We start from the raw sequence: 23,418 nt of genomic DNA on the forward strand, positions 1-23,418 counted from the left end.
TTACACACGTTCAATATCAAACATATCAGTTCAATTATTTTTATAAATCGTTACATAAAGGAATTCATATTAGTTGACTGCTGCAGTTAAAAATGTATGTAGTAAATCCATCTTAATATTCTTAATCATCATGTTGTATTTTCAAATTGCTACCTACTATGCTATAGCAATTTATTAGATTGCTATACTTACCATCACTACTCTGAAAATATTAAATCCTACGCTTAGCTAATGGTTCTTAGGATATTGCTTCATTGGCATTATATCTATAAACTTTAGCTTTATTTTTAAAACAATATTAAACGCACCAATAGAACCGACAGACGCGTATACTATATTCGCTCTCATAACGACGAGCTACATGAATCTTCGTGAGTTACTCATGGTAGTTACTACTTAATAAGGAGCTTTATGGGTAAAAAAGATGAATTAATTCAGACACATCCGCTTGTTGGTTGGGAGATCAGTACTATTGATGTTTACGACGCTATGATGATACGCCTTCATTACTTATCTTCACTAGATCAAGCACTCGAAGAAGCTCAAGTAGACAGAACACTTTGGCTTACTACAGATGTCGCGCGTCAATTAATAAACATTTTAGAAGCTGGGATTGCAAAAATCCAGTCTACTGCGTATCAAGCCCACATTATAAGTAAGCACTAATTTACACAATGAAAACCCAAAGCACCGTTAGTATCTCGGTGCTTTCTTAATGCTGTATAGCAGTTGTACGATTATAATTACGATGTTATAAGCATCCGATAAGTAATATATTATAAAAGAGAATAGGTATGTAAACTATAAGTTAATTGAGTAGTCATTGACATAGTAAACATTATGAAACACCTTTTATTCACGAGATTTTTAAAAAACGTCAAATATTTATTAAAAAATTCAAGAACACTGCTATTTTTCTTTTTTCTATTTTTTGATCTTGATATTGCAGTAAATGAGATACATATGGTAAATTATGCCATGGCTGTCGATGTCACTGTTTATTATAACTATTTACACATACTTAAAATCACCTCTTATAATACTGTGTATTTATCAATAAATTGCATATATCCTATATGGTTGCTAAAACTATTCTTTAGATAACTCGAAAGCACTGTGCCTGCGTAACATGTTTATATAACTATCAAGACTCTCTTTTAATTTTTCATTTATTATTATCTAAATACTCGATAGTATCTTAATGTATGGTTTTGTATATAAAACTAAAAATGAGATGTTACCTTAAATACTGTATTTCAAGAGTTAGTAGAAAGTTTTGTGTACATACACTCTTCTATAACAATATTCTTATATACAAGAGAAATTTTAGTGATATCTTCTTTCTATATCAAGAACCATAGAATAATCATTCATAGAATCTCTAATGAACGTTAATTATTTTAAATAATTACGAATATATGCACGTACTGCGCATTATTCGAATCATTAAAGTGTTATAAATAGCAGGATGCTATACATGACATGTTAAACAACCATCATATTAATGATATATTAGTATTATGACTTCAATAAACAAAAAATCTTTTTTATTGGCGTGAGAGGTATATAGCCGTGATAAGACTCTTGAATCCAAAAAAATAAATAATAAATTTCAACCCTTATAAAAATTTTTTTGCAACTGTTAATACTTGATACAATCCCTGTATTTGCAGTTACCTGGCACGCTACACGAAAAGTCTTTCACTAAAATTTTGCACGAAGCATTAAAATACTGAAATCATATGCTATCGCATATGTTAAAAATAAAAAACAATCTATTATAATGTTGTTCAGTCAATACACCGTGTCTTTAGCAGAGATAAATAGACAGGAGGCTAGTCATGCTGGTACGCGCATGAAGCAGAAACAACTTTTATCTCTATACGCATTAATTCTTAATACTTATTTATTTACCTGCGAAATGCTATCACATACAGATACATATGTATAAATTGGCGCTTATAGTTATACTATAAGCTAAACAAGCAATTTATTATAAATGCTCCACCAAAAGTGTGCAAAGCTCACAATCATCATCATACAAATAGTTACACCTTGCAATTTTTAAGACTCTAAACGAAATAACTACGTTTTAGAGTTCCAAAAAACGTTACTACTAGACGTTTTATGTTATATTATAGCAATTTAACTAATAAATGTAGACATTGACTCTTTTAACTATCTCCATACATCGAGAAACTTTACTGTAAGATAAAGTTTTATTCACTTGTTTGCTTATATAAAAATTACCAGAAAACTACTTTTTTTACCATATTATATTGCTATATTACTCTTCTCTCGCAGCAATCTGTTTTTCATATAAAATATCCTGGTGCCTCAAGTAGTCTTAAAAAATCTTTAAGTGCTTATAAGCATCATGATTACACGCAATCTGTACACGATCTATTTTTGAAAAATATATCACTCAAAAAAGATTACTATAATATTAAGATACATACTCATTATAATACAAACTATCATATGTACTATATTCATAAAATTGAACTTTTTGATGATACGGATTATAAAGCAACAAAATAAATAACGAATATCGAGTTCTTTTGAAGAACATATATGCTATATCATAGTGGAAGCGTAAAAATAAAAGTGTGAATCCCCGCAACATTCCTTGAATAGATGACTGAGTGAACAACAAAACTAACGCATTTGCAATTAGAAGTATAAATGCTATTTAGTTAAATATTTATATTACAGCTAAGGATCCAAGAATCCTCTGGTTTAGTTTGTGTTACATCTATCTTGTAAATATTTAAATGGATTGAATATCAAAGATTCTTTAATCACTGTAGACATCGCATGAATAGATTACATCTCTAAATCCATCGGTTATCTAACTGTTTGTATAGTTAAAAAATAATATTAGTGATAAAGATCCACTGTTCCACTGTATTCACGCATATGATCAATCTAGCTTGACAATACGAATAATCAACTATTCACACTCATGTGTTATAAAAAACTTACCACCTATAAAGCTAGTTTTAGCTATATACTTGTAAGTTGACAAACGAATAAAATTTCTAACAATAATATTTATTTCTCTGTATTTATATTGTCAGTTAATGCCTAGTCACGCAACTTTTCATAAAGTATGTACTAATCAACGGACTAGCTTAACACTATAAAGATGCACGATAACACATATAGCGCTTTTAGTACAAACATAATCATCGTTAATATTGTGATCACTTAAGCTACTTTTTAGTAGCATAAGTTAACAACTAGTATAGCCATTGCTATTATACTTTTATTCGTAAACAATTGATTCATAAAAACAGCTACAAAAACACTTCATAAAATAACATCTAATTGTAGAGTGTTTACTATAACATTCATGAATAACCTAAGCGTAGTTAACCAAGGTTGCTCGGGGAGATTCGAACTAAGAACAAGAATCGTGCATCACTGCTAATATAGCGTTCATACCATCGTATTATTGCCATTCTTAAAATCAGTACTGGTTTTGCCTACATAAACAATAAAGTTATTATGGCGTTAACAATATCAGAATCGGCTTGTCATTACAAGAATGATTAACTAATTAGCAATAATTAACTGCTCGTTAACTATATAAGGCAACAATTATGTTATGTAAACTGCAGATACAACCTGATTGCTATTTTTAATTGTTATTACTAATTTTTTTTAAATACCCGTGTCTTTCCTGAAAATACTGTAGACACGTATGGATACGTTATGTTAAATGATATTCTGTTAATCTGTTTATTAATCGTGGTCAGTGCATTTTTCTCGCTGTCTGAAATATCTCTAGCGGCATCACGTAAGATTAAATTACAATCAATGGTAGATGAAGGAAATGTTAATGCGACTAGAGTTCTAAAACTACAAGAAACACCAGGGCTCTTCTTTACTGTAGTGCAAATTGGTCTAAATTCTGTAGCCATACTTGGCGGAATTATTAGCGATGCGAGCTTTTCTCCGTACTTTGAACGCCTTTTTTCTGGATTACTATCACCAGAACTAGCAAAACAAGTTAGCTTTATCTGTTCTTTTGTACTAGTAACGAGCTTATTTATTTTATTTGCAGATTTGACCCCAAAGCGCATCGGTATGATCGAACCAGAAATTGTCGCCGTACGAATTATTAACCCAATGCGCTTATCGATTGTGGTTTTTAGTCCCTTCGTTTGGTTTTTTAACGGAATAACTAACTGCATCTTCCGATTATTTAAACTACCGATGGTGCGTAAAGATGATATTACCGCCGATGATATCTGCGCAGTCGTCGAAGCTGGCGCATTAGCAGGTGTGCTGCGCAAACAGGAACACGAACTAATTGAAAACGTCTTTGAGCTAGAATCACGTACAGTGCCATCTTCTATGACTTCACGAGAAAGCGTAGTATATTTTGATTTACATGAAAGTGAAGCGAGCATTATTAAAAAGGTCTCAACTAATCCACATTCTAAGTTTCTTGTATGTAATGGCCATATTGATCAAGTGATCGGTTATGTCGAGTCTAAAGATCTGTTAAACTGCGTCTTAAGAAATCAACGATTAACATTAAGCAGCGATATGCAGATACGTTCTGCAATAATTTTACCAGACACTCTAACATTGTCGGAAGCGCTCGAAAGTTTTAAAACCGCCAAAGAAAACTTTGCTGTAATACTTAACGAATATGCGTTAGTTGTCGGCATTATCACACTGAGCGATGTAATGACAACGCTAATGGGGGATTTAATCGGGCAAGGCCAAGAAGAACAGATTGTAGCACGCGATGAACATTCATGGTTGATTGAGGGCGGTACGCCGATTGAAGATGTAATGCATGTACTAAATATCGAAGCGTTTCCACAAGCAGAAAACTATGAAACCATTGGTGGTTTCATGATGTATATGCTACGAAAGATCCCCAGACGCACCGAATTTATTAAATATGCCAGCTACAAATTTGAAGTATTAGATATTGTTAATTACAAAATTAATCAATTACTAGTGACACCTCTGAGCAACAATTTAATCGCAACATTATCTGAGGATACTCGCGCATCGCAATAACTGCATGACTGTTATAATAAACTATTAATAAGGATAAAATACCGCTTTATGACTGCGAAAAGACCTTAACGATTTTGTTTAGGATAACCATTCTGACTCACAGTTCACTGATAACCGAATATTAGATTTATTCGGTGATTACTTGCTATGCATTTTAAATATTATGCGCTTCTATTTCTCATTCGAATGTATCTTTTCCTTAATACATACATAACTACAACATGAATGTTAATACATGCAATGAACTCTCAGATTGATAGTAAGATAATATGAGTGCCCCACTCTTTGCACTGAGCACTTGAATTTTAAGTTATCTCTTTTACTTTTTCAGACGTCATGATTAGAGAGCATCATATTCATTAGTGTGCTGCACGTCCAGCATACTTATTACACTTAGGTAGATATAATCTATGTTAATTTTTATTATTAAGGCTGTTTCTTGACTAGCATACCGTCACATTAAATAGGCATTCATTATAGAAGTTTAATACTTTTAATAAATAAAATCTTCTAATTATTCTCAACTATCTTTTGTAACATTATAGATTACTTGAAAATGTCCTTATACTTACTTAATGCATTTGTGCAACAAACTAGACAATTTATCTATATACAAAACATTATCACTCGTCTATTAATTTATATCTAGAAAGGTATAGTGGCTATCCTAATATCCATCAATTTGCTAAAATGGTTTATACAATTAGCCAATATTCTCTGCCAGATACTTGATAAATTCTATAGTTTATAAGCTAATAAAATAGTTTGCTACTAATTTTAGGATACCTATACCTCTAAATAGGTAATGACTTATACGCTGATATATAAAAAATCTTATGTAGGCAAAATACCTGAATCATGATACATGATATTAGAGAGTTTTAACAAAAAACTAGAAGAAGACCTGCTATGTAATCATATACTCACTCATCTAAGGTGCCCCAATAGCCACAGATTAGGTTCTCTCTTTTACCTAACAGTGCATAAAATTTTATTGTTAAAATAGTAAGTACCAAAAAATAATCAATTATTTTCAATACATACGAGCCTTTACTTATTTTTTCCAATATTAGATAAGTAGTGATAAGTCGGTAAATAGCTTACAATACGATCAGTACAACAATTACGCAGCATCAACACTTTACCTCATCCTTAAGATTTTCTTAGTCTTAATAATTTTGATTTGTAAGTCATTAAATCCATAAGGAAAAACTGAATATACAACTTACAATATAATAAGCATAAAATTACTGTTTCATAGCACGTTCAAAAGCAGTAACGATTTCAGTTTTAGCTACAGTAACGTCTGCCCAACCTTCTACTTTGACCCATTTTTCTGTGTCTAAATCCTTGTAATGCTCAAAAAAATGAACAATTTTAGCACGCAATAGTTCTGACAAATCACTTACATCCTTAATATTATGGTATTCCTTGGTCAGCGTACTATGTGGCACAGCAATCAATTTAGCATCCTTACCGGCTTCATCCATCATCTGCAGTAAACCAACTGGACGACAACGGATTACTGTACCTCGTTGCAACGGATATGGCGTCGGCACAAGTACATCAACTGGGTCACCATCTAAAGAAAGCGTCTGATTTATATAACCATAATTGCATGGATAGAACATTGCCGTAGACATAAAACGGTCAACAAACAGTACGCCAGTATCCTTATCGATTTCATATTTAATCGGATCAGCATGAGCTGGAATTTCAATGATAACATAAATGTCTTCCGGTAAATCTCTGCCAGCTGGAATTAAAGTTAAACTCATATCAGTTATCCTTAATCTTATCGAAAAAGCAAAAGCAACGATTATTCCTGTATTTGCAAGGAATAAAGATAAACACATAGAATCAGGAAAATGTAATACTCTTACCGACCTGCATACTAACTGCCTTACTGAGCACACAATAAAAAGACTGATCAGTACGATCACACAGCCACCTACCTTCACAATAATTGAAGTGATAACCATTCATGTTGGTAGCCAACCATATTTGATGGCGTGCTTCTTGGCTGTTTATGATAATTTTTCTTCCGTTTTTAACACTTATCGTCATTGTACTACCATGAGTTTCATAATCAATATCCACATTACCAGAGAAATTATCTAGAGTCTCTTCAATATTAAGTATTAACTGGTCAACTAAATGATAAAACTTTCGATTGTTCATGCTCAATGCCTATTGATTTTTATGATTTACCTGCGATTATAGAGAGATTAGTTGTATAAACTATAGGCATTAATATCAATGCACACACTAACACGCTATATACTCCTAGCAGTGCTACTCGCTGATCTCTCTGGTTGTGGCCTGAAAGGCCCATTGTACTTTCCTGCTGACAATCCTATTAGTGCAAACTAGAAATATCTCTTATTTTAACGGGCTTAAAATATAAAAATACTCATTGTTAAGAAAAACAATCAATAAACGATTGGAATCTACCTAGATGCTATTAACCTATGTCAGCAGTATGCCATGATAGATGGTGGAGTTATAAGATGCAATTTTCTAAAATGCACGGCCTTGGAAACGACTTTATGCTGGTTGATGCTGTGACGCAACATGTCCATTTTTCACCTCAATTAATCCGTAAATTATCTGATCGGCACCGGGGAATAGGCTTTGATCAATTACTGGTCATCGAGCCACCTTCCGATCCTAAAGTAGATTTTCACTATCGCATCTTTAATGCGGATGGCAGTGAAGTGACCCAGTGTGGCAACGGCGCCCGCTGTTTTGCACGTTTTGTATACCTCAAAGGGTTGACTAATAAGCGTGAGATCCGAATCAGCACCCAGAATAAATGCATGGTGCTCAACCTTAATAGCAACGATCAAGTGTCTGTTAATATGGGGGAACCTAATTTTGATCCACAGGCAGTGCCATTCCGTGCGACACAAGCCAAAAAGATTTATATCATTCGTGCTAGAGAACATGCTGTACTATGTAGCGTAGTATCAATGGGCAACCCACATTGTATTGTGCAAGTAGATGACATACACACCCCTAAAGTATTACTGCTTGGACCCCTATTAGAAAAGCATGAACGTTTTCCTGAAAAAGCTAACGTTGGCTTCGTACAAGTGGTCAGTCACGAACATATCAAGCTGCGCGTCTATGAACGTGGTCGCGGTGAAACAAAATCGTGTGGAAGCGGTGCTTGTGCAGCGGTAGCAGTTGGTATTCATCAGAAACTATTATCTGAATCAGTGCGTGTAGAATTACCGGGTGGTAGTTTACATATCCATTGGAAAGGGCCAGGTAACTCGCTGTTTATGAAGGGTCCAGCAACTCATATTTATGATGGATTTATTCAGTTATAAAAAATATAGCAGGGAAGAATATCATCACACATTGCAATGAGTGATGATATTGTCATGTAGTTTCTTCTAAAAGAAGATATTTATTTTTGAAGATACGTAAAATTAAATAACTGTGTACTCCTTCTCCGATATACAATTATGTATCTCTAGTAATGTAACACCAATGTATTGAGAACATCCAAAAACTCTTAGTAGAGGTCATTACCTCTATTAAGATTGTCAACCAAAATCTACAAACTTTATTAAGTTGTCTTATTATCATTAATGACTTACAGAACATGATACAGTGTTTTAGTGCAGCATACGCAACTTTAAATATTCCGGTTTTATGATAGCTGACTTATTTATTTTTATAACATTATCGCACTATTTTATTTCACATACGTGACTCCAATAAGAGTGATATGCTCAGTATGAATGATTAAGCATGTAAGTCATGCTCAAGATTTCTTTAGTTATGAGATAGATATAAGTATCTGCATCTATTACTGATAAGATCAACAAGAAAGTACAGTAATCTTGCTAATGCTTGATGATCTAAATACATGAGCTATATTAGTATTTACTAACATCAATATCGGCAATTTTCTATTAATCATCATAGATAATAATAGATTAATTAACACATATACTATGCATAGTACTTGAAAAGAAAGAATCAAACGTATGAACTCACTTACAATGAGTTCGAAACAACCCGTCAATACTTTATTCAGTATTTACACCGAAATACTCAACTTAGAGCCACTAACCACTCTCCATTCGTATTACCTAAAGAGGTAAATGTGCCTCGCGAAACATATAAATAGCAGAAATTAGACGGTAATATAGCATATTGCAGTCGTGGAGATAATCTATTATCATTCATAAGCATAGTGCTAAGTTTTCATGTCTCACAAGTTTTCTGGAGCAGTTGGTTAACTAGTCTGTACTATATAACACCCTCTAACAAACACCCTTATATCTAAAAAGATGTTAGTATCTTTTAAAATATTCATATTAATCAAGCACATTGATTACTACATGTTCATGTTAATAATGCAATGATTATGCACAATCACTCTACATTCAAAGATAATATGAATAATAGTATAATGATTGTTCACTATTACAAAGTAAGTGTTTACTATATTAGTATAACGGTGATCAAGTTTTCTCTGATAAGTATTATACTTATAAGCCCAAGGTTTTACGGGTCGATAGAAACCCTCCCTAATCATCATACTAAATTAGTATATACATACTGTTCAGGATAGAGAAAGATGCCATCTTCCGCATAACTAAAAGATTAAAATTTTGGCATAACATATAAACACACCTGTTTATTAGGACGTCAATATCTATATTTATCTAAAAACCGCGAGTTTAATGAATTATTTATATACTAAAATCTAAGCAACACCAATTATCAGCATATGTTTTTATCCAGATAACCTGACTAGCAGCAAGATTTACACTTAATGTCATTCTTAATGTTCGGAAAAATATGCGATGTCATCCATCCGTAAACTCAACAAGGAAATCGTGATGTATTACTACCGTTCTCTTCGCCCGCTAGCAGCTCTAACCTTTGATTTAGATGACACACTTTATGACAATCACCCGGTCATTAGAAAAACCGAGCAGAAAGCAGTAGCTTTTTTACAAAAATATCATCCTAGACTAATTAACTTCCAAGTGGCAGATTTATACCGTTTACGTCGGAAACTACGTAAAAAAGAGCCAGAGATTTATCACGATGTCACGAGGTGGAGATGGCGTGCTATCCATCTGGCACTTAGCCAGCATGGTCTATGCAATACTGCATCTACTATAGGTGCGAATCACACAATGCAACATTTCGCACTGTGGAGAAGCCAAATCGAGGTGCCATCGGAGACGCATACTACTCTCGCAGCCCTAAGGGAACGCTATCCACTAGCGGCAATCACAAATGGCAATGCCGACATATCTTTATGTGGATTAGCCGATTACTTTCAATTCGTGCTTCGTGCCGGTCTAGATGGTCGTGCTAAACCTTATCAGGACATGTACCAGTTAGCTAGTCAGCGTCTTGGCGTTGTAGCTGGGAAAATTCTCCATGTAGGTGATAATCTGAATACTGATATCGCTGGTGCATTACATTCGGGTTTTCAAGCCTGCTGGATTAATGAAGATCATCGTTGTTTTATACAAACCGTCCAACCCCACTTATTGCCGCATATTGTAATTCCACGGTTAGAATCACTAGTAACATTACTATAATTCTTCATTATAAACACATACATATTCTAATATAGACTTATCTCTTAGAGACTTCTTTAACTAATACTCATTAGCGCCTATGGACACTGCCAATATATTCAACAATCTAAATGAAAAACAACGTCAAGCTGTTACAGCACCGCTCTGTAATTTATCAGTTATAGCCGGCGCAGGCAGTGGAAAAACTAGGGTACTAGTACATCGCATTGCCTGGCTATTGTCCGTAGAGCATTGTCCAGCATCTTCAATCATGGCGGTGACTTTTACTAACAAAGCTTCAGAGGAAATGCGTCATCGTATTGAATGTTTAAGCGGTGATCAACTGAGTGACATGTGGATCGGTACCTTCCATGGTCTAGCACATCGCTTGCTACGTGCACATTATATAGAAGCTAATTTACCGAAGGATTTTCAGATTTTAGATAGCACAGATCAACTACGTCTAATAAAACGTATAATTAACTTTTTGAATATTAATGAAATGCAATTAACATCGCGGCAGGCTATATGGTACATTAATAAAATAAAAGATGAAAATTTTCGCTCGCAACACATTAAGTGTTCTAATAACCCAATCGACGTCGTTTGGCGGCGTATTTATCAAGCGTATCAAGAGATTTGTGATCGTTCAGGACTAGTTGACTTCACCGAATTATTGCTGCGCGCTCACGCGCTTTGGTTGAATAAACCTCATATTCTTCATGATTATCGCAAGCGATTTACCAATATTCTAGTTGATGAGTTCCAAGATATTAATAATATCCAATATGCTTGGATCCATCTACTTGCCGATAACAATAGCAATGTAATGATCGTTGGCGATGATGACCAATCAATCTATAGCTGGCGTGGCGCACAAATTAAAAATATGCGACGTTTTCTACAAGACTTTCCTAGTGCAAAAACCATCCGTCTAGAACAAAACTATCGCTCGACCAGCAACATCCTGAAAGCGGCTAACACACTTATCGCTTACAATGATGAACGTATAGAAAAAAATCTATGGACAGATAGGGACCAAGGTAAGCCCATTTTAATCTACTGTGCTGACAATGAGCTTAATGAGGCATGGTTCGTGGTTAACCGTATCAAAATTTGGAGGGATAATGGTGGTACATTAAACGACTGCGCAATTCTTTATCGCAATAACACCCAATCTAGAGTGCTAGAAGAAATGTTGTTACAATCTAATATGTCATACCATATTTACGGTGGTCATCGATTCTTTGAGCGCCAGGAAATTAAAGATGTTATGGCTTACTTGCGTTTAATATCTAATTGCAATGACGATACAGCTTTTGAGCGGATAATTAATATCCCAACACGTGGTATTGGCAGACAAACCCTTGACATAATACGTAAAACAGCACGCAATAATAAGCTCACAATGTGGCAAGCAACACAACAGCTTCTGCACAAAAAAACACTCGATGTCCGTGCAATCTCTACCCTACAACGCTTTATTACATTAATAAATTCATTGACGTCTGACATTATAAACATGCCACTTCATATCCAAACTAAACATGTAATTCACAAATCTGGATTATTTTTAATGTATCAACAAAAAAAAGATAAAAATAGCCAAGCCTATCTTGAAAACCTAGAAGAACTAGTGACAGCGACGCAGCAATATAATCATCAAAATAACAATCACAATTTAACGCCGATGCAAGCATTTTTATCGCACGCAGCATTGGAAGCGAGCAATAACCAAGCTAGCATCTATCAGGACACGGTAAAATTAATGACTTTACACTCATCTAAGGGATTAGAGTTTCCGTCGGTATTTATCGTGGGTATGGAAGAAGGCATGTTCCCTAACCAAATGTTATGTAGTAACAGCGACCAGTTAGAGGAAGAGCGTCGCCTAGCCTATGTAGGTATAACACGTGCAATGCAGCAGTTAACGCTGACTTACACTAAAATGCGCCATCTTTACGGTATCGAAGTCTGTCACAGACCTTCTCGCTTTATTAAGGAATTACCAAAAAGTTGCATAAAAGAAATACCTCTGCACACTAACCTGTCACATCGAATCGATCATTATCATACCAATATATCTATAAATGATAACTATACCGGCTACAAACACGGCCAACGCGTAAAACACTCTAAATTTGGTGAAGGTATCATCATAAAACTAGAAGGTCACGGCAAGCATAGCCGCTTGAAAATTGCTTTTCCAATATACGGGGTGAAATGGTTTGTAGTCGCGCATACCTGCCTAAAAATACTATAAGGCCATAATAACGAACACTTTAAGTTAACCTATATAACTAAAATCAGGAACATTAGATCTTAACTACCAAAGTACATCGAATGTACTCTTAGCTACAGTATTTGAGATGTTTGCCTCACTAAAGACACGTTTTATTAAACCTTAAAGTTAATCTTACTGAATTTATAGAATTCACAAAAATCTAACGTATATACAGCTTAAGATATTTTTTAATTATTTAAAGAATATATAACTAGAATCTATTAAAATCATGCGTGATTATCTTGACTTCTATTTTAATATCCTATGCACATATCAAAAAACAACAACATTTTAATATGTAATACCATGAATCTAGAATCATAAAATTATCATACATGATCAATATTTAACCATTCTGTTTAAAATGGTACGCCCTATAGGATTTGAACCTATGACCTACAGCTTAGAAGGCTGTGGCTCTATCCAACTGAGCTAAGGGCGCACTAAATTTTTAAGTCTCTTAAATAAATTATACGATCAATATTTATTGAGTCAATGTCTTTTAATAGCGTTATTATTATAGACAGTATGATGGCTAATTTATAAACTCATCCGTACGTTATCATATAAACGCTACTATGCAATTTAGATAGCAAGTAAGTGCGCGTATAGTTAATAACAGAAAAAACAGATTATATTATTGATAAAATACATCATTTATAATAAAAAATTAGTGAATAATAGTATATTTATCTTTTAAATGAATAGCATTATTCTTACTTCTTAAATGATGGGTATTATCACTAATGACAGCAACAATTCTTAACGGCACAAGCATTGCACAGCAAGTGAAAAATAAAGTGGCTGAGCAAATCAAAAAACGCTTGTTAACTGGTAAACGCGCTCCAGGTCTGGCGGTAGTACTAGTTGGTAAAAATCCAGCCTCACAGATTTACGTTGCTAGTAAACATCACGCCTGCAATGAAGCAGGCGTGATTTCTCGTACCTACAATTTACCTGCCACCACTAGTGAACCTGAACTACTAGCATTAATTGATCAATTAAATACTGATTTAGAAATTGATGGCATTCTATTACAATTGCCTCTACCCGCTAGTCTTAATACTATAAAAGTATTAGAACGCATCCATCCAAAAAAAGATATTGATGGTTTTCATCCTTATAATATTGGCCGTCTATGTCAACGCATACCTACACTACGGCCATGTACCTCACAGGGTGTGATCACTCTACTCGAGCGTTATAACATTGATACTTATGGCCTCAATGCTTTGGTAGTTGGTGCTTCTAACATTGTTGGCCTACCGATGAGTATGGAGTTACTATTAGCCGGTTGTACCACTACGATTACCCATCGATTCACCAAGAATTTATGTTATCATGTTAAAAGCACTGATCTTCTAATTGTAGCAGTCGGTAAGCCAGGTTTTATTCCTGGTCACTGGATCAAACCAGGCGCTATTGTCATAGATGTTGGGATAAATCGTCTAGAAAATGGAAAAGTAGTGGGTGATATAGATTTTCTCACTGCCAGAAAACGTGCCTCTTACATCACACCGGTGCCAGGCGGTGTTGGACCAATGACTGTTGCTATGCTCCTACAGAATACTCTTCAAGCTTGCATAGGGGCATCAAAATTAGAGTATTCATTCTAAATAAGGACAGCAGAGATGTTAGTACAGGTGATTACTGGAGTGTTACTCTGTATCATCCATGATAGTATTAAGACATATGCATAAGAAAGCTTGAAAATAACATACCCTAACCATAGAACCTGTAAAGATACAAGTCAAGCTCTCACCCTAAAAGCTATAAAATTAGTTCCAACAAATTGGTCGCATTACATAGGAATAGACTAATAGTTAAAACATACCAAAAATCACTAAAGATCATTGACTGTTCACAAGCCAATTCGTTTTTTATCTAAATTCTACTCATCAGCAGAAACAATAATAACGCTAGGACTCTTAATTACAGACACTATGATTAAAAAGTATAATTGCATAAAATCTATCTCATTTTATAGAAGCGAGTACTTCAGTTGCACTACTAAAACTGTTTATATTCATACATTTATATATTAGTTATTAATAGCATTAAATCATAACTCAGATGAGATAACATGCAAACAATTAGAACTCCGATGGGTATTTGTACATCTTAAATTATAATGTATATACACCATTATTAAGACTAATTAACGAATAAATATTCATTGAATCTCTTGTTTATAACATTATCGCTAATGATGACACTCTTAGGTATAAGAGGATTGTTTATTCTTCTAGGTTAATAAGCATGACAGTGTAAAGACATGGTTAAAGTTAACAAAACTACAAAGGAGCATATTAAAGAAATTACCCTATTCATTCATCGTGTGCCTGTATAACATACAAAAAGCATCACATATAACGACATGCTTTTCGAAAAATGTAGATTATAACAAGCAGAATAACCGTATCTATATAAACACTATAGATGTCCTGCAATTAAATAGTATAATTAAAAGGATTAATGTTAATGCCTCGATGCTACAGTATATACCCCTAAGTTAAGATGGTATCTATTAAATGTTATAGTGAACCGTTTAGTTATTAAACACTGAACTATATAGTAGATAATATCTATAGTTGACCTAAATTGGTGTTTTATCAGTATCCTCATGATTGTAGAATATTTTTTATGAACATCAAGTATGTTAGATAGTTATATGTATAAAGCTAAGTTAGCAATCGCGATATGACAGGTAATGGATATAAAATATCTGTATTGTCACATCTGTTTATAATTACCTTCATTATTTTACAAGATAGGTAAGTAAACGTGCATTATCTTACGCTGAAGCTGACTACCAGTTGAATTCACTAACTAAAGTTTATTGCACCCTTATTGCTCTTTGTATTGTCATTTGGACTATGGAATGCCTCAATGCTAAAGATTTTTAATACCTTCAGTCGTAAAAAAGAAGAGTTTAAATCCATTAATCTAAAAGAAGTTGGTATGTATGTGTGTGGAGTAACTCTTTACGATTTATGCCATATTGGTCATGCACGTACCTTTGTCGCCTTTGATGTAGTAGCACGTTATTTACGTTATTTAGGTTATACCCTTTATTATGTCCGTAACGTTACTGATATCGATGATAAAATTATCCAACGTGCAGCAGAAAATTTTGAAACTTACAATCAACTAACCGAACGTATGTTGGCGGAAATGCATGTTGATTTTGATGCTTTGTTAATTGAACGCCCGGATAAAGAACCACGAGCTACTCAACATATTGCTGAAATCATTGAAATCATTAAGCGCTTAATACATCGTAAGCATGCCTATATAGCTAGCAATGCTGATGTGATGTTCTCTGTTAGCAGCGATCCAAAATACGGTATTCTATCAAGACAAGCGTTAAAGGCACTGCAACCTGGTGCACGCATTAAGATTAAAAATGTTAAGCATAATCCAATGGATTTTGTGTTGTGGAAAATATCAAAACCAGGTGATCCAAGTTGGAAATCACCCTGGGGAATGGGTCGTCCTGGTTGGCATATCGAATGTTCTGCCATGAATAGTAAAGCACTAGGTAGCTGCTTTGATATTCATGGTGGTGGTTCGGATTTAATCTTCCCACATCATGAGAATGAGATTGCTCAATCTAGTTGTGTATATGAAAATAGTTACGTTAATTACTGGATGCACTCTGGCATGGTAATGATAAATAAAGAAAAAATATCTAAATCTCTAGATAACTTTTTTACTATTCGCAATATACTAAGCAATCATGATGCTGAAACAGTCCGTTACTTTTTAATGTCCAGTCATTATCGTAGCCAGCTAAATTATAGCGAAGCTAACTTAAATCAGGCACGTAATGGGCTGGAAAGGTTGTATACTGCTTTACGTGGTACAGATTTTTCTGCTATTCCGGTTAAAGGAAGTAGTTTTGAAGCACGCTTCCGTGAAGCGATGGACGATGATTTTAATACTCCAGAGGCTTACTCAGAATTATTTAAACTGGCGCATGAAATCAATCGCCTTAAACATAAAGATAAAGTGGCGGCCAACCGAATGGCGGCAGTAATGCGTAACTTAGCAAAGGTCTTGGGCCTGTTACAACAACCACCGGAACAGTTCCTGAAAAATAAAGTACGAGTTAATGGTATTGAAAAAATAAAAATTGAAGCGTTAATTAAACAGCGTGATAAAGCACGAGCATCAAAAGAGTGGATTTTAGCAGATGCTGCACGTGACCAACTAATAGAGATGAATATTCTTCTTGAAGATGGGCCGCAAGGTACCACTTGGCGTTTCAAGTAATTTAAGTAGGTATATAATCATTGATACTATCGATATTTATCAAGATAGAAACTGGTCTTGCTTGCAGTGATTTTTATTATTTTTACTTATCTGTGTTACTAACTAACGTAAAATTTTCGAGAGTCGCAAACTAAATCTTTCATTTTATTACTGTATCCCAGGAGCAGTGTACTAAAGCATTCCAATTAAATTATCGCTTTATTACAATCATTGAGACCCAATTGGTATCATTAGTAAGTGTGCGTATATTAAGAAAATCAAGAAAAGTTACGCAATATCTTAATTGTTATATTTTTAATTAAATACGTGTTTTCATTCTGGTAAAATAAGCGATATTTTATAATTGAATGGTTTATTCGGCAGGAGCACCATGCTAGGTGCAGCATGCAATTTTAATACATCAGTCTTTATCCATTATTTTGCTTTCTATAATCTATATTTTTCGAAACGTATCTCGTTATGTGTGATTTTCTTTTGTATGTTACAGGCATACGATGAATGAACAGGGTAATTTCTTTAATATGCTCCTTTGTAGTTTTGTTAACTTTAACCATGTCTTTTCACTGTCATGCTTATTAACCTAGAAGAACAAACAATGCTCTTATACCTAAGAGTGTCATCATTAGCGATGATGTTATAGACAAGAGATTCAATGAATATTTATTCGTTAATTAGTCTTAATAATGGTGTATATACATTATAATTTAAGATGTACAAATACCCATCGGAGTTCTAATTGTTTGCATGTTATCTCATCTGAGTTATGATTTAATGCTATTAATAACTAATATATAAATGTATGAATATACACAGTTTTAGTAGTGCAACTGTGAAGTACTCGCTCCTATAAAATGCTATGATTTTATGAAATTATACTTTCTCTAATCACAGTGTCTGTAATTAAGAGTCCTAGTATCATTATTTGACTACTGACGAGTGGAATTTTAGTCAAGAAATAACATTTGTATATAAAAGCATCCGCAATGATAACCAGTATATCCCCGTAATGTTTGAATGTCTAAAAACATATAAATAGACTGGTTAATTAATCGAAACTAATTTAAAAAAAATCTTTTACTTTCGTTGATGAATTAAACGTTAAGCGTAATATTTATGCATGCTTTTGCAGTTATCTTGACAAGTAATGATAGCGAATAAAAGTTAATACATATAACTTTTCAAATAAAGTGGTTTAAATGAGTATTATTACTATTACAAAAGCGATTACTCTAACCTAGGCTTAACGTAAATATTAGACAAATGAAAAAGCATCACCGAAGACATGTGCCTCTTGCGCACCACGTTCAGCACAAAAATGTTTACGAAAGATTTTTGCCATTTCGAAACGACCAGCAATATAAATATCATGCTCTGCTAGCGTGCAAAAATCCTGTAAGACAGCACTCAGCACAGTACCACGACGGCCATACCACTGATCTGTTGGTCGCTCAACAACCGAGTTCACCTGTAAATTTGGGTATTTTTTCGATAGCATTTCTAGTTCATTTTGATCGTACAGATTCTTCACTTCTCTTCCACCCCAATACATTGAGATATAGCGATCAGGCTGTTTCTCTAGCGCTGCCAATAAAATTGAACGTACGTAAGAAAAACCCGTCCCTACGGCTATGAGCAAAAGAGGACGGCATCCTGCTTCACGCAACCAAGCGTTACCATACGGCATATCAATAGTAATGGTCTGTGATTTTAAAATAAGCTCTATCACCGCTATAGCATAGATATTGAGTTCCGATGCACTAATATGTAACTCAATATACTCCTGTTGAGATGGTGTCGATGCCAAAGAAAATGGGCGCTTGTCATATGGATCCATCACCACCATTAAATATTGTCCAGCCTTAAATGAACATGGCATTTCAGGTGCTAAACGAACGCGATATACGATATCGGTAATAGCTTCCACTAAAGTCACATTACACTTCAATATTGCCATGCGTTACCTCATTTCAGTGATCTACAGTTCGCTGGTATCCACCTAACATTACAGTATTAGTTGTGGTCACTAAAAAATTTTAAGCGCATCCTAGATTTTATAATTTTTACCTGTACTTTTCATCTATCTAGATTAGATACCCTACTTTCTCTGAGTTTCACGAAGCCATCTGTTAAAAATATCAAGCCCTATCTTGCACCTAATTTAGCAACTGGTGAAGCAAAATCTAGATAGTCCATTGATGTATGTTTTACCAAAAGATATCTTTTTGGTAGATTTATGCGAATTATCAATACTCATATTACATAACTCCAATCACGCGCGTTGATATTACATCATCACAGATTATGATGAGATTAGTATATGTCAATTGATAAAAGAATAACCACATGCCATTAGCACTCGCTTGGCATAACCAGAATACTGTTTATAGTTACTACGATACCGCGATACTAACACCCCGTAAAGGAAAAATAAAAACAACAATTTCTGGGAAACGTTTCTGCAAGATTAGTAGAAACAATTCATTTAATGCTACTATTAGAATTGCGGGTTAATTTAGTGGCTAACCAGTATACGTAAATAAGACATTACCTTGCAACTCTGCGTCAATGAGTCATAGTGCACACTAAAAGTTGTAAATTTCATTGTAATAACTTGTATAATCACAAAAAGAATTTTCTTTAACTATCTCATTTAGTTCAATACAGCTGTCCAGTACACCATCTCTGCACTAGCATGTACTCTCAAATTACATGCAAGACACCTAACCAATTCAGTCGGACTACCATATAGTCAGACTAAAAAGCATGTTTAGGTAGGTGTTAGCTACTGGGGTAGCGACACTAAGTATAGTGTCGAGATACGAACTGAACGCTACTGATACCAGACAGCACTTACCAAGATGTATCCGATGACACTATTCTGATGATCTAATACACCGCCACCGCGTGGCAACTAACACATAGTCATTTGATTTTTACCTGATACTTGTTGGCGATAACTGCCGAAGCTCTGTTGCGCTTTACACAAATTATCAATCACTATCAATCCCTTAAAGTCATTAATAGTACAGTATATTCTGGCTAATAATATATTATTAGAATATAGATTATATCAATGCTATTACCCTACTATATTCACTGCTGACATAGAGCAGATTACTAGTATAGTAGTCACCATATTTAACATATGCTTAAACTTTAATGTTTTTAAAAAGATCATATCAAATCTGTTAGTAGTGCAGGTGCTTCTATGAAAATTAGCAGCGTAGTGGCGTCTTTTAATATGTCGATGTCTTTCTGTTTCATGCATATCACGAGGCATTTAGTAATGCTAAAAAAGTTACACAACACTAGCATATCGTAATTTTTTATATTTTTAAAAACATTATCAAATCATTCTTGCGAAGGGTGCGATTAGCGATATTGGTCATTTTCAATAGGAATCAAGTGACTAGTGAATACGTGTTTTCTCCATTTCCTCTTCCTAGGAATTCAAAAGGAATCGCCTCAGTCAGAGTATTTTATTAGTCTTCTACACTATTAATGCGTTATAAATTTAAACTTATTGAAACAATAACAAAAAACTTTTTTACAATTACATAACTATACGATATTAATAACAATTAATTTGTATTGTTTTAATTAATAAATTGCAATGATTCTGCATAACATTAGTATGTTAGTAGTAACTATGCCCAGCTTAAGACTTAGGTGAACATTTAGGAAAATTATGCTACAATACCTGATATACTGACATTCTTCTAATCCCATTTATTTACCAGTGTAAACACAAGGAAAATTTTTAAGTTTTATTCCTAAAATGCGTTTTACAACTTGATGTAAATGTTATATGAATTAGTGCCGTGTCATTTATCACTCTTTTTTACTTTACAATCAGTGATAAAAATAGATATATAACATTATGCAATCTCATTGGTATAATGTAGACTGCACGATAAAATAAATAACAGCAGTTATTTTGCAGCATTAGATAGGGTCATAAATATTAATTTTATAATACAAACATATTAATTTTCCAAGGAAACCGCTAATATGTAAAAAAGTCTTCAGAATCTCTCTATCACTTATACAGATAATACCCAAAACATATAAAGTAATACTAAATTATTCAGGATAACTCGCAAGAGCTATAATAGCTTGGATTCGTTCGACTGATTTTATTATTATAGCAATGCTATGCTTGTTCGCACTACAGTTATACTTAGTGTTATGATGTTTCACTCATATGCAATGAGTACATAAGCCATGTGCTTTAACTACACTATAGAATAAAACAAACCCTGATTATTTCCATAGATTTTGTAGTATTTCTTCTATACTTTCAGTGATACGTTCAATTACCTGATTATAGTTATCACAAATAAATATCGCTGAGGCATACATAGGCTGGTCGATAGTGACATAACATAACTGTTATATGACTCCACTTGATAAATCAACCCTTAGTTTAATAGACCATCGAGCGTCTGATACCACCATTGGTGGCTAAGTTTATAGTTTTTACAATCCGAAGGAAGTCAAGTAGATCATATGCTCTAATTACACTAGAATGTTTTAAACTTAGGTGTAATATTTATCACCGCTGTAGTGTTAATCGCATATTGCTCGGTCAACAGAACTATTCAGCCTGAATTAATAAATTTTCCAGAATGGTTATATGCATCACCCAACATCTCTCCAAGAGAAAAATAACTAGTGTTAATGCGATTAAGAGGCGCATCACTGTAACGGACTAATGAATACTCGTAGCCCTAACATGGCTAACAATAATATCAAATTAATTGACGTGGCGTTAAATTTTTTGTACTCATGAATCTTAATAAGACTACAATAATTTTGTGATACAAGAGTGATTACTCACTTTATCTTTTTGCGTAAGTGCTACTAGCTTATCGGCAATAATATCTGATGTTTGTAAGATTATAAAGAATCTATTTATTTATGATTTGGTAGTTACCGTATGAGTTAATACTACGCATGATCACAGGACACTTATAATCCACTAAGCTTTGCAGTTTTATACTAACGGTCTAAATTATACGGATAATTAACCTAGAACAGACTGCCTACAAAGTTATCCAAAACCTCTAAATATCGTCACAAAAACAATGCGTTTTGGCGAGGTTAACATCGCTGAGTGCATAATTTAAAAGCTATCTAAGTCTGGCGTCATAGCTTGATCAGTCTGAGAATTACCCGAAGAAATTTTCGTATATTGTTACACTATATATATTTTGACTATATAATGAAGATTTGATACTCTAGCGGATGTGGACATTTGTACGTTAAATGTTTTCACATGGACATTAATCTGCTAGTTCTTTTAGCAAACTCTGGCTCCTAACCTCATTAACTGGTCAGATAACCAGTTAATTTGCCTCTTTGATGCTTCTATTATAACTTATAAGAACAGACAATACTTTTGCCATGTCTAGCCTGCTCAGGCGCTTCTCTATAATACATGATATCCGGTGCGTAACATATAATTAATCAACCCAGCCATACTATGAATAATAGCTATGCATTACTCTTAAAACATTTAGTACAGTAAGGGATAAATCTTCATTTAAAGTAAATTGATTACAAACACGTGTACAATCAGTTTGGCGTAAAAGTTTAAAAAATTTTTGAGCATTTTAGGTGTCCCGGGTAATACGCCGGATCCACTAGCGTATTGATCTGGGTTGAAATTGTCTAGAATTAAGAGTAAACCTGGCGTTTTTTCTGTTTCTGTTCGCAACAACGATTATTCATCTACAGTCATATAGCGATATGACTGATAAATTGCTATTTTAGCAATCTTTTATAGGTGTAATGTTAGTTAAGAATTAATTGTTCTGTTACAAGTCTCAGTGTAGTAGTAAAGACTGCAAGTATGCAGCAGCTTAATCCTTAATAAGCTTGAGATTAGAAGACACAGAATAATGATATTACAGTGAGTCTGGTGATATAAGCAATGTAAATATATTGTTAAATATATTTAGAATGTTAACATTCGATATCAACCTACAGCTATCATTTAGATAGCTAATTTAGTATTCTACTATGATCACTGAAGAATTAGCTCACTAAATGCTTGTTTACATAAACTATCTATTAAAAAATAATGATAATCGCACCCTTTTTGAATATTATTAGTGAAAGCATATAAACTATATAACCACATAGTAATCTACAATTATTAGACACTTAATACTGGAGTATTAATTATTTTTTGATAATTAATGTAGCTTACCTAACAACACAAAACAATTACGATACTTAACAGTACTAGTAATT

The 23,418-nt window shown here is 33.8% G+C and carries 11 protein-coding genes and 1 tRNA gene; 8 read left to right on the top strand and 4 right to left on the bottom strand.

The annotated features are described in order from the left end of the window. Nucleotides 1-411: 411 nt before the first annotated feature. Both bssS and GIY03_RS02940 read left to right on the top strand, forming a co-directional pair. Nucleotides 412-666, top strand: coding sequence for a biofilm formation regulator BssS (gene bssS, locus GIY03_RS02935; protein WP_457913638.1), 255 nt, complete (start codon nt 412-414; stop codon nt 664-666). Nucleotides 667-3,717: 3,051 nt separating this feature from the next. Beyond that, nucleotides 3,718-5,043: a hemolysin family protein gene (locus GIY03_RS02940; protein ID WP_457913639.1), complete on the top strand. Its 1,326-nt coding sequence runs from the start codon at nt 3,718-3,720 to the stop codon at nt 5,041-5,043. Nucleotides 5,044-6,290: 1,247 nt separating this feature from the next. Here the strand turns inward: GIY03_RS02940 and ppa are convergent. After that, a complete protein-coding gene (gene ppa, locus GIY03_RS02945) occupies nt 6,291-6,821 on the bottom strand; it encodes an inorganic diphosphatase (RefSeq protein WP_457913640.1) in 531 nt (176 codons plus the stop codon). A gap of 82 nt (nt 6,822-6,903) precedes the next feature. Beyond that, a complete protein-coding gene (cyaY, locus tag GIY03_RS02950; protein ID WP_457913641.1) occupies nt 6,904-7,224 on the bottom strand; it encodes an iron donor protein CyaY in 321 nt (106 codons plus the stop codon). 78 nt (nt 7,225-7,302) lie between these two features. Between cyaY and lptM the strand changes: the two genes are divergently transcribed. From lptM to uvrD, 4 genes are all read left to right on the top strand, one after another. Next, nucleotides 7,303-7,416, top strand: coding sequence for an LPS translocon maturation chaperone LptM (gene lptM, locus GIY03_RS02955; protein ID WP_457913642.1), 114 nt, complete (start codon nt 7,303-7,305; stop codon nt 7,414-7,416). A 137-nt stretch (nt 7,417-7,553) separates the two neighbouring features. Continuing rightward, nucleotides 7,554-8,378, top strand: coding sequence for a diaminopimelate epimerase (dapF, locus tag GIY03_RS02960; protein WP_457913643.1), 825 nt, complete (start codon nt 7,554-7,556; stop codon nt 8,376-8,378). A gap of 1,527 nt (nt 8,379-9,905) precedes the next feature. Continuing rightward, the gene (yigB, locus tag GIY03_RS02965; protein WP_457913982.1) at nt 9,906-10,622 is read left to right on the top strand and encodes a 5-amino-6-(5-phospho-D-ribitylamino)uracil phosphatase YigB; all 717 of its coding nucleotides are present in this window, start codon (nt 9,906-9,908) and stop codon (nt 10,620-10,622) included. A gap of 79 nt (nt 10,623-10,701) precedes the next feature. Next, complete coding sequence (gene uvrD / locus GIY03_RS02970) at nt 10,702-12,864, top strand: DNA helicase II (RefSeq protein WP_457913644.1); 2,163 nt, start codon at nt 10,702-10,704, stop codon at nt 12,862-12,864. A gap of 386 nt (nt 12,865-13,250) precedes the next feature. On the opposite strand, the gene GIY03_RS02975 is transcribed toward uvrD, so the two are convergent. After that, nucleotides 13,251-13,327: transfer RNA gene (locus tag GIY03_RS02975), tRNA-Arg, on the bottom strand. Between the two features lie 304 nt (nt 13,328-13,631). Between GIY03_RS02975 and folD the strand changes: the two genes are divergently transcribed. After that, a complete protein-coding gene (folD, locus tag GIY03_RS02980; protein WP_457913645.1) occupies nt 13,632-14,501 on the top strand; it encodes a bifunctional methylenetetrahydrofolate dehydrogenase/methenyltetrahydrofolate cyclohydrolase FolD in 870 nt (289 codons plus the stop codon). Nucleotides 14,502-15,774: 1,273 nt separating this feature from the next. Continuing rightward, a complete protein-coding gene (gene cysS / locus GIY03_RS02985; RefSeq protein ID WP_457913646.1) occupies nt 15,775-17,160 on the top strand; it encodes a cysteine--tRNA ligase in 1,386 nt (461 codons plus the stop codon). Between the two features lie 1,252 nt (nt 17,161-18,412). On the opposite strand, the gene fre is transcribed toward cysS, so the two are convergent. Next, on the bottom strand, nt 18,413-19,114 hold the full coding sequence (gene fre / locus GIY03_RS02990; protein ID WP_457913647.1) for an NAD(P)H-flavin reductase: 702 nt from the start codon (nt 19,112-19,114) through the stop codon (nt 18,413-18,415). Between the last annotated feature and the right edge of the window lie 4,304 nt (nt 19,115-23,418).

It is taken from the genome of Candidatus Gillettellia adelgis, assembly GCA_020541285.1.
In the GTDB taxonomy this organism is placed as follows: Bacteria; Pseudomonadota; Gammaproteobacteria; order Enterobacterales; family Enterobacteriaceae; genus Gillettellia; species Gillettellia adelgis.

Bases quoted from the DNA above. Each gene is read 5' to 3' on its own strand.
- ppa (WP_457913640.1), bottom strand. From the start codon at position 6,821: ATGAGTTTAACTTTAATTCCAGCTGGCAGAGATTTACCGGAAGACATT.
- yigB (WP_457913982.1), top strand. From the start codon at position 9,906: ATGTATTACTACCGTTCTCTTCGCCCGCTAGCAGCTCTAACCTTTGAT.
- fre (WP_457913647.1), bottom strand. From the start codon at position 19,114: ATGGCAATATTGAAGTGTAATGTGACTTTAGTGGAAGCTATTACCGAT.
- cyaY (WP_457913641.1), bottom strand. From the start codon at position 7,224: ATGAACAATCGAAAGTTTTATCATTTAGTTGACCAGTTAATACTTAAT.
- bssS (WP_457913638.1), top strand. From the start codon at position 412: ATGGGTAAAAAAGATGAATTAATTCAGACACATCCGCTTGTTGGTTGG.
- lptM (WP_457913642.1), top strand. From the start codon at position 7,303: ATGCACACACTAACACGCTATATACTCCTAGCAGTGCTACTCGCTGAT.
- dapF (WP_457913643.1), top strand. From the start codon at position 7,554: ATGCAATTTTCTAAAATGCACGGCCTTGGAAACGACTTTATGCTGGTT.
- GIY03_RS02940 (WP_457913639.1), top strand. From the start codon at position 3,718: ATGTTAAATGATATTCTGTTAATCTGTTTATTAATCGTGGTCAGTGCA.
- folD (WP_457913645.1), top strand. From the start codon at position 13,632: ATGACAGCAACAATTCTTAACGGCACAAGCATTGCACAGCAAGTGAAA.
- cysS (WP_457913646.1), top strand. From the start codon at position 15,775: ATGCTAAAGATTTTTAATACCTTCAGTCGTAAAAAAGAAGAGTTTAAA.
- uvrD (WP_457913644.1), top strand. From the start codon at position 10,702: ATGGACACTGCCAATATATTCAACAATCTAAATGAAAAACAACGTCAA.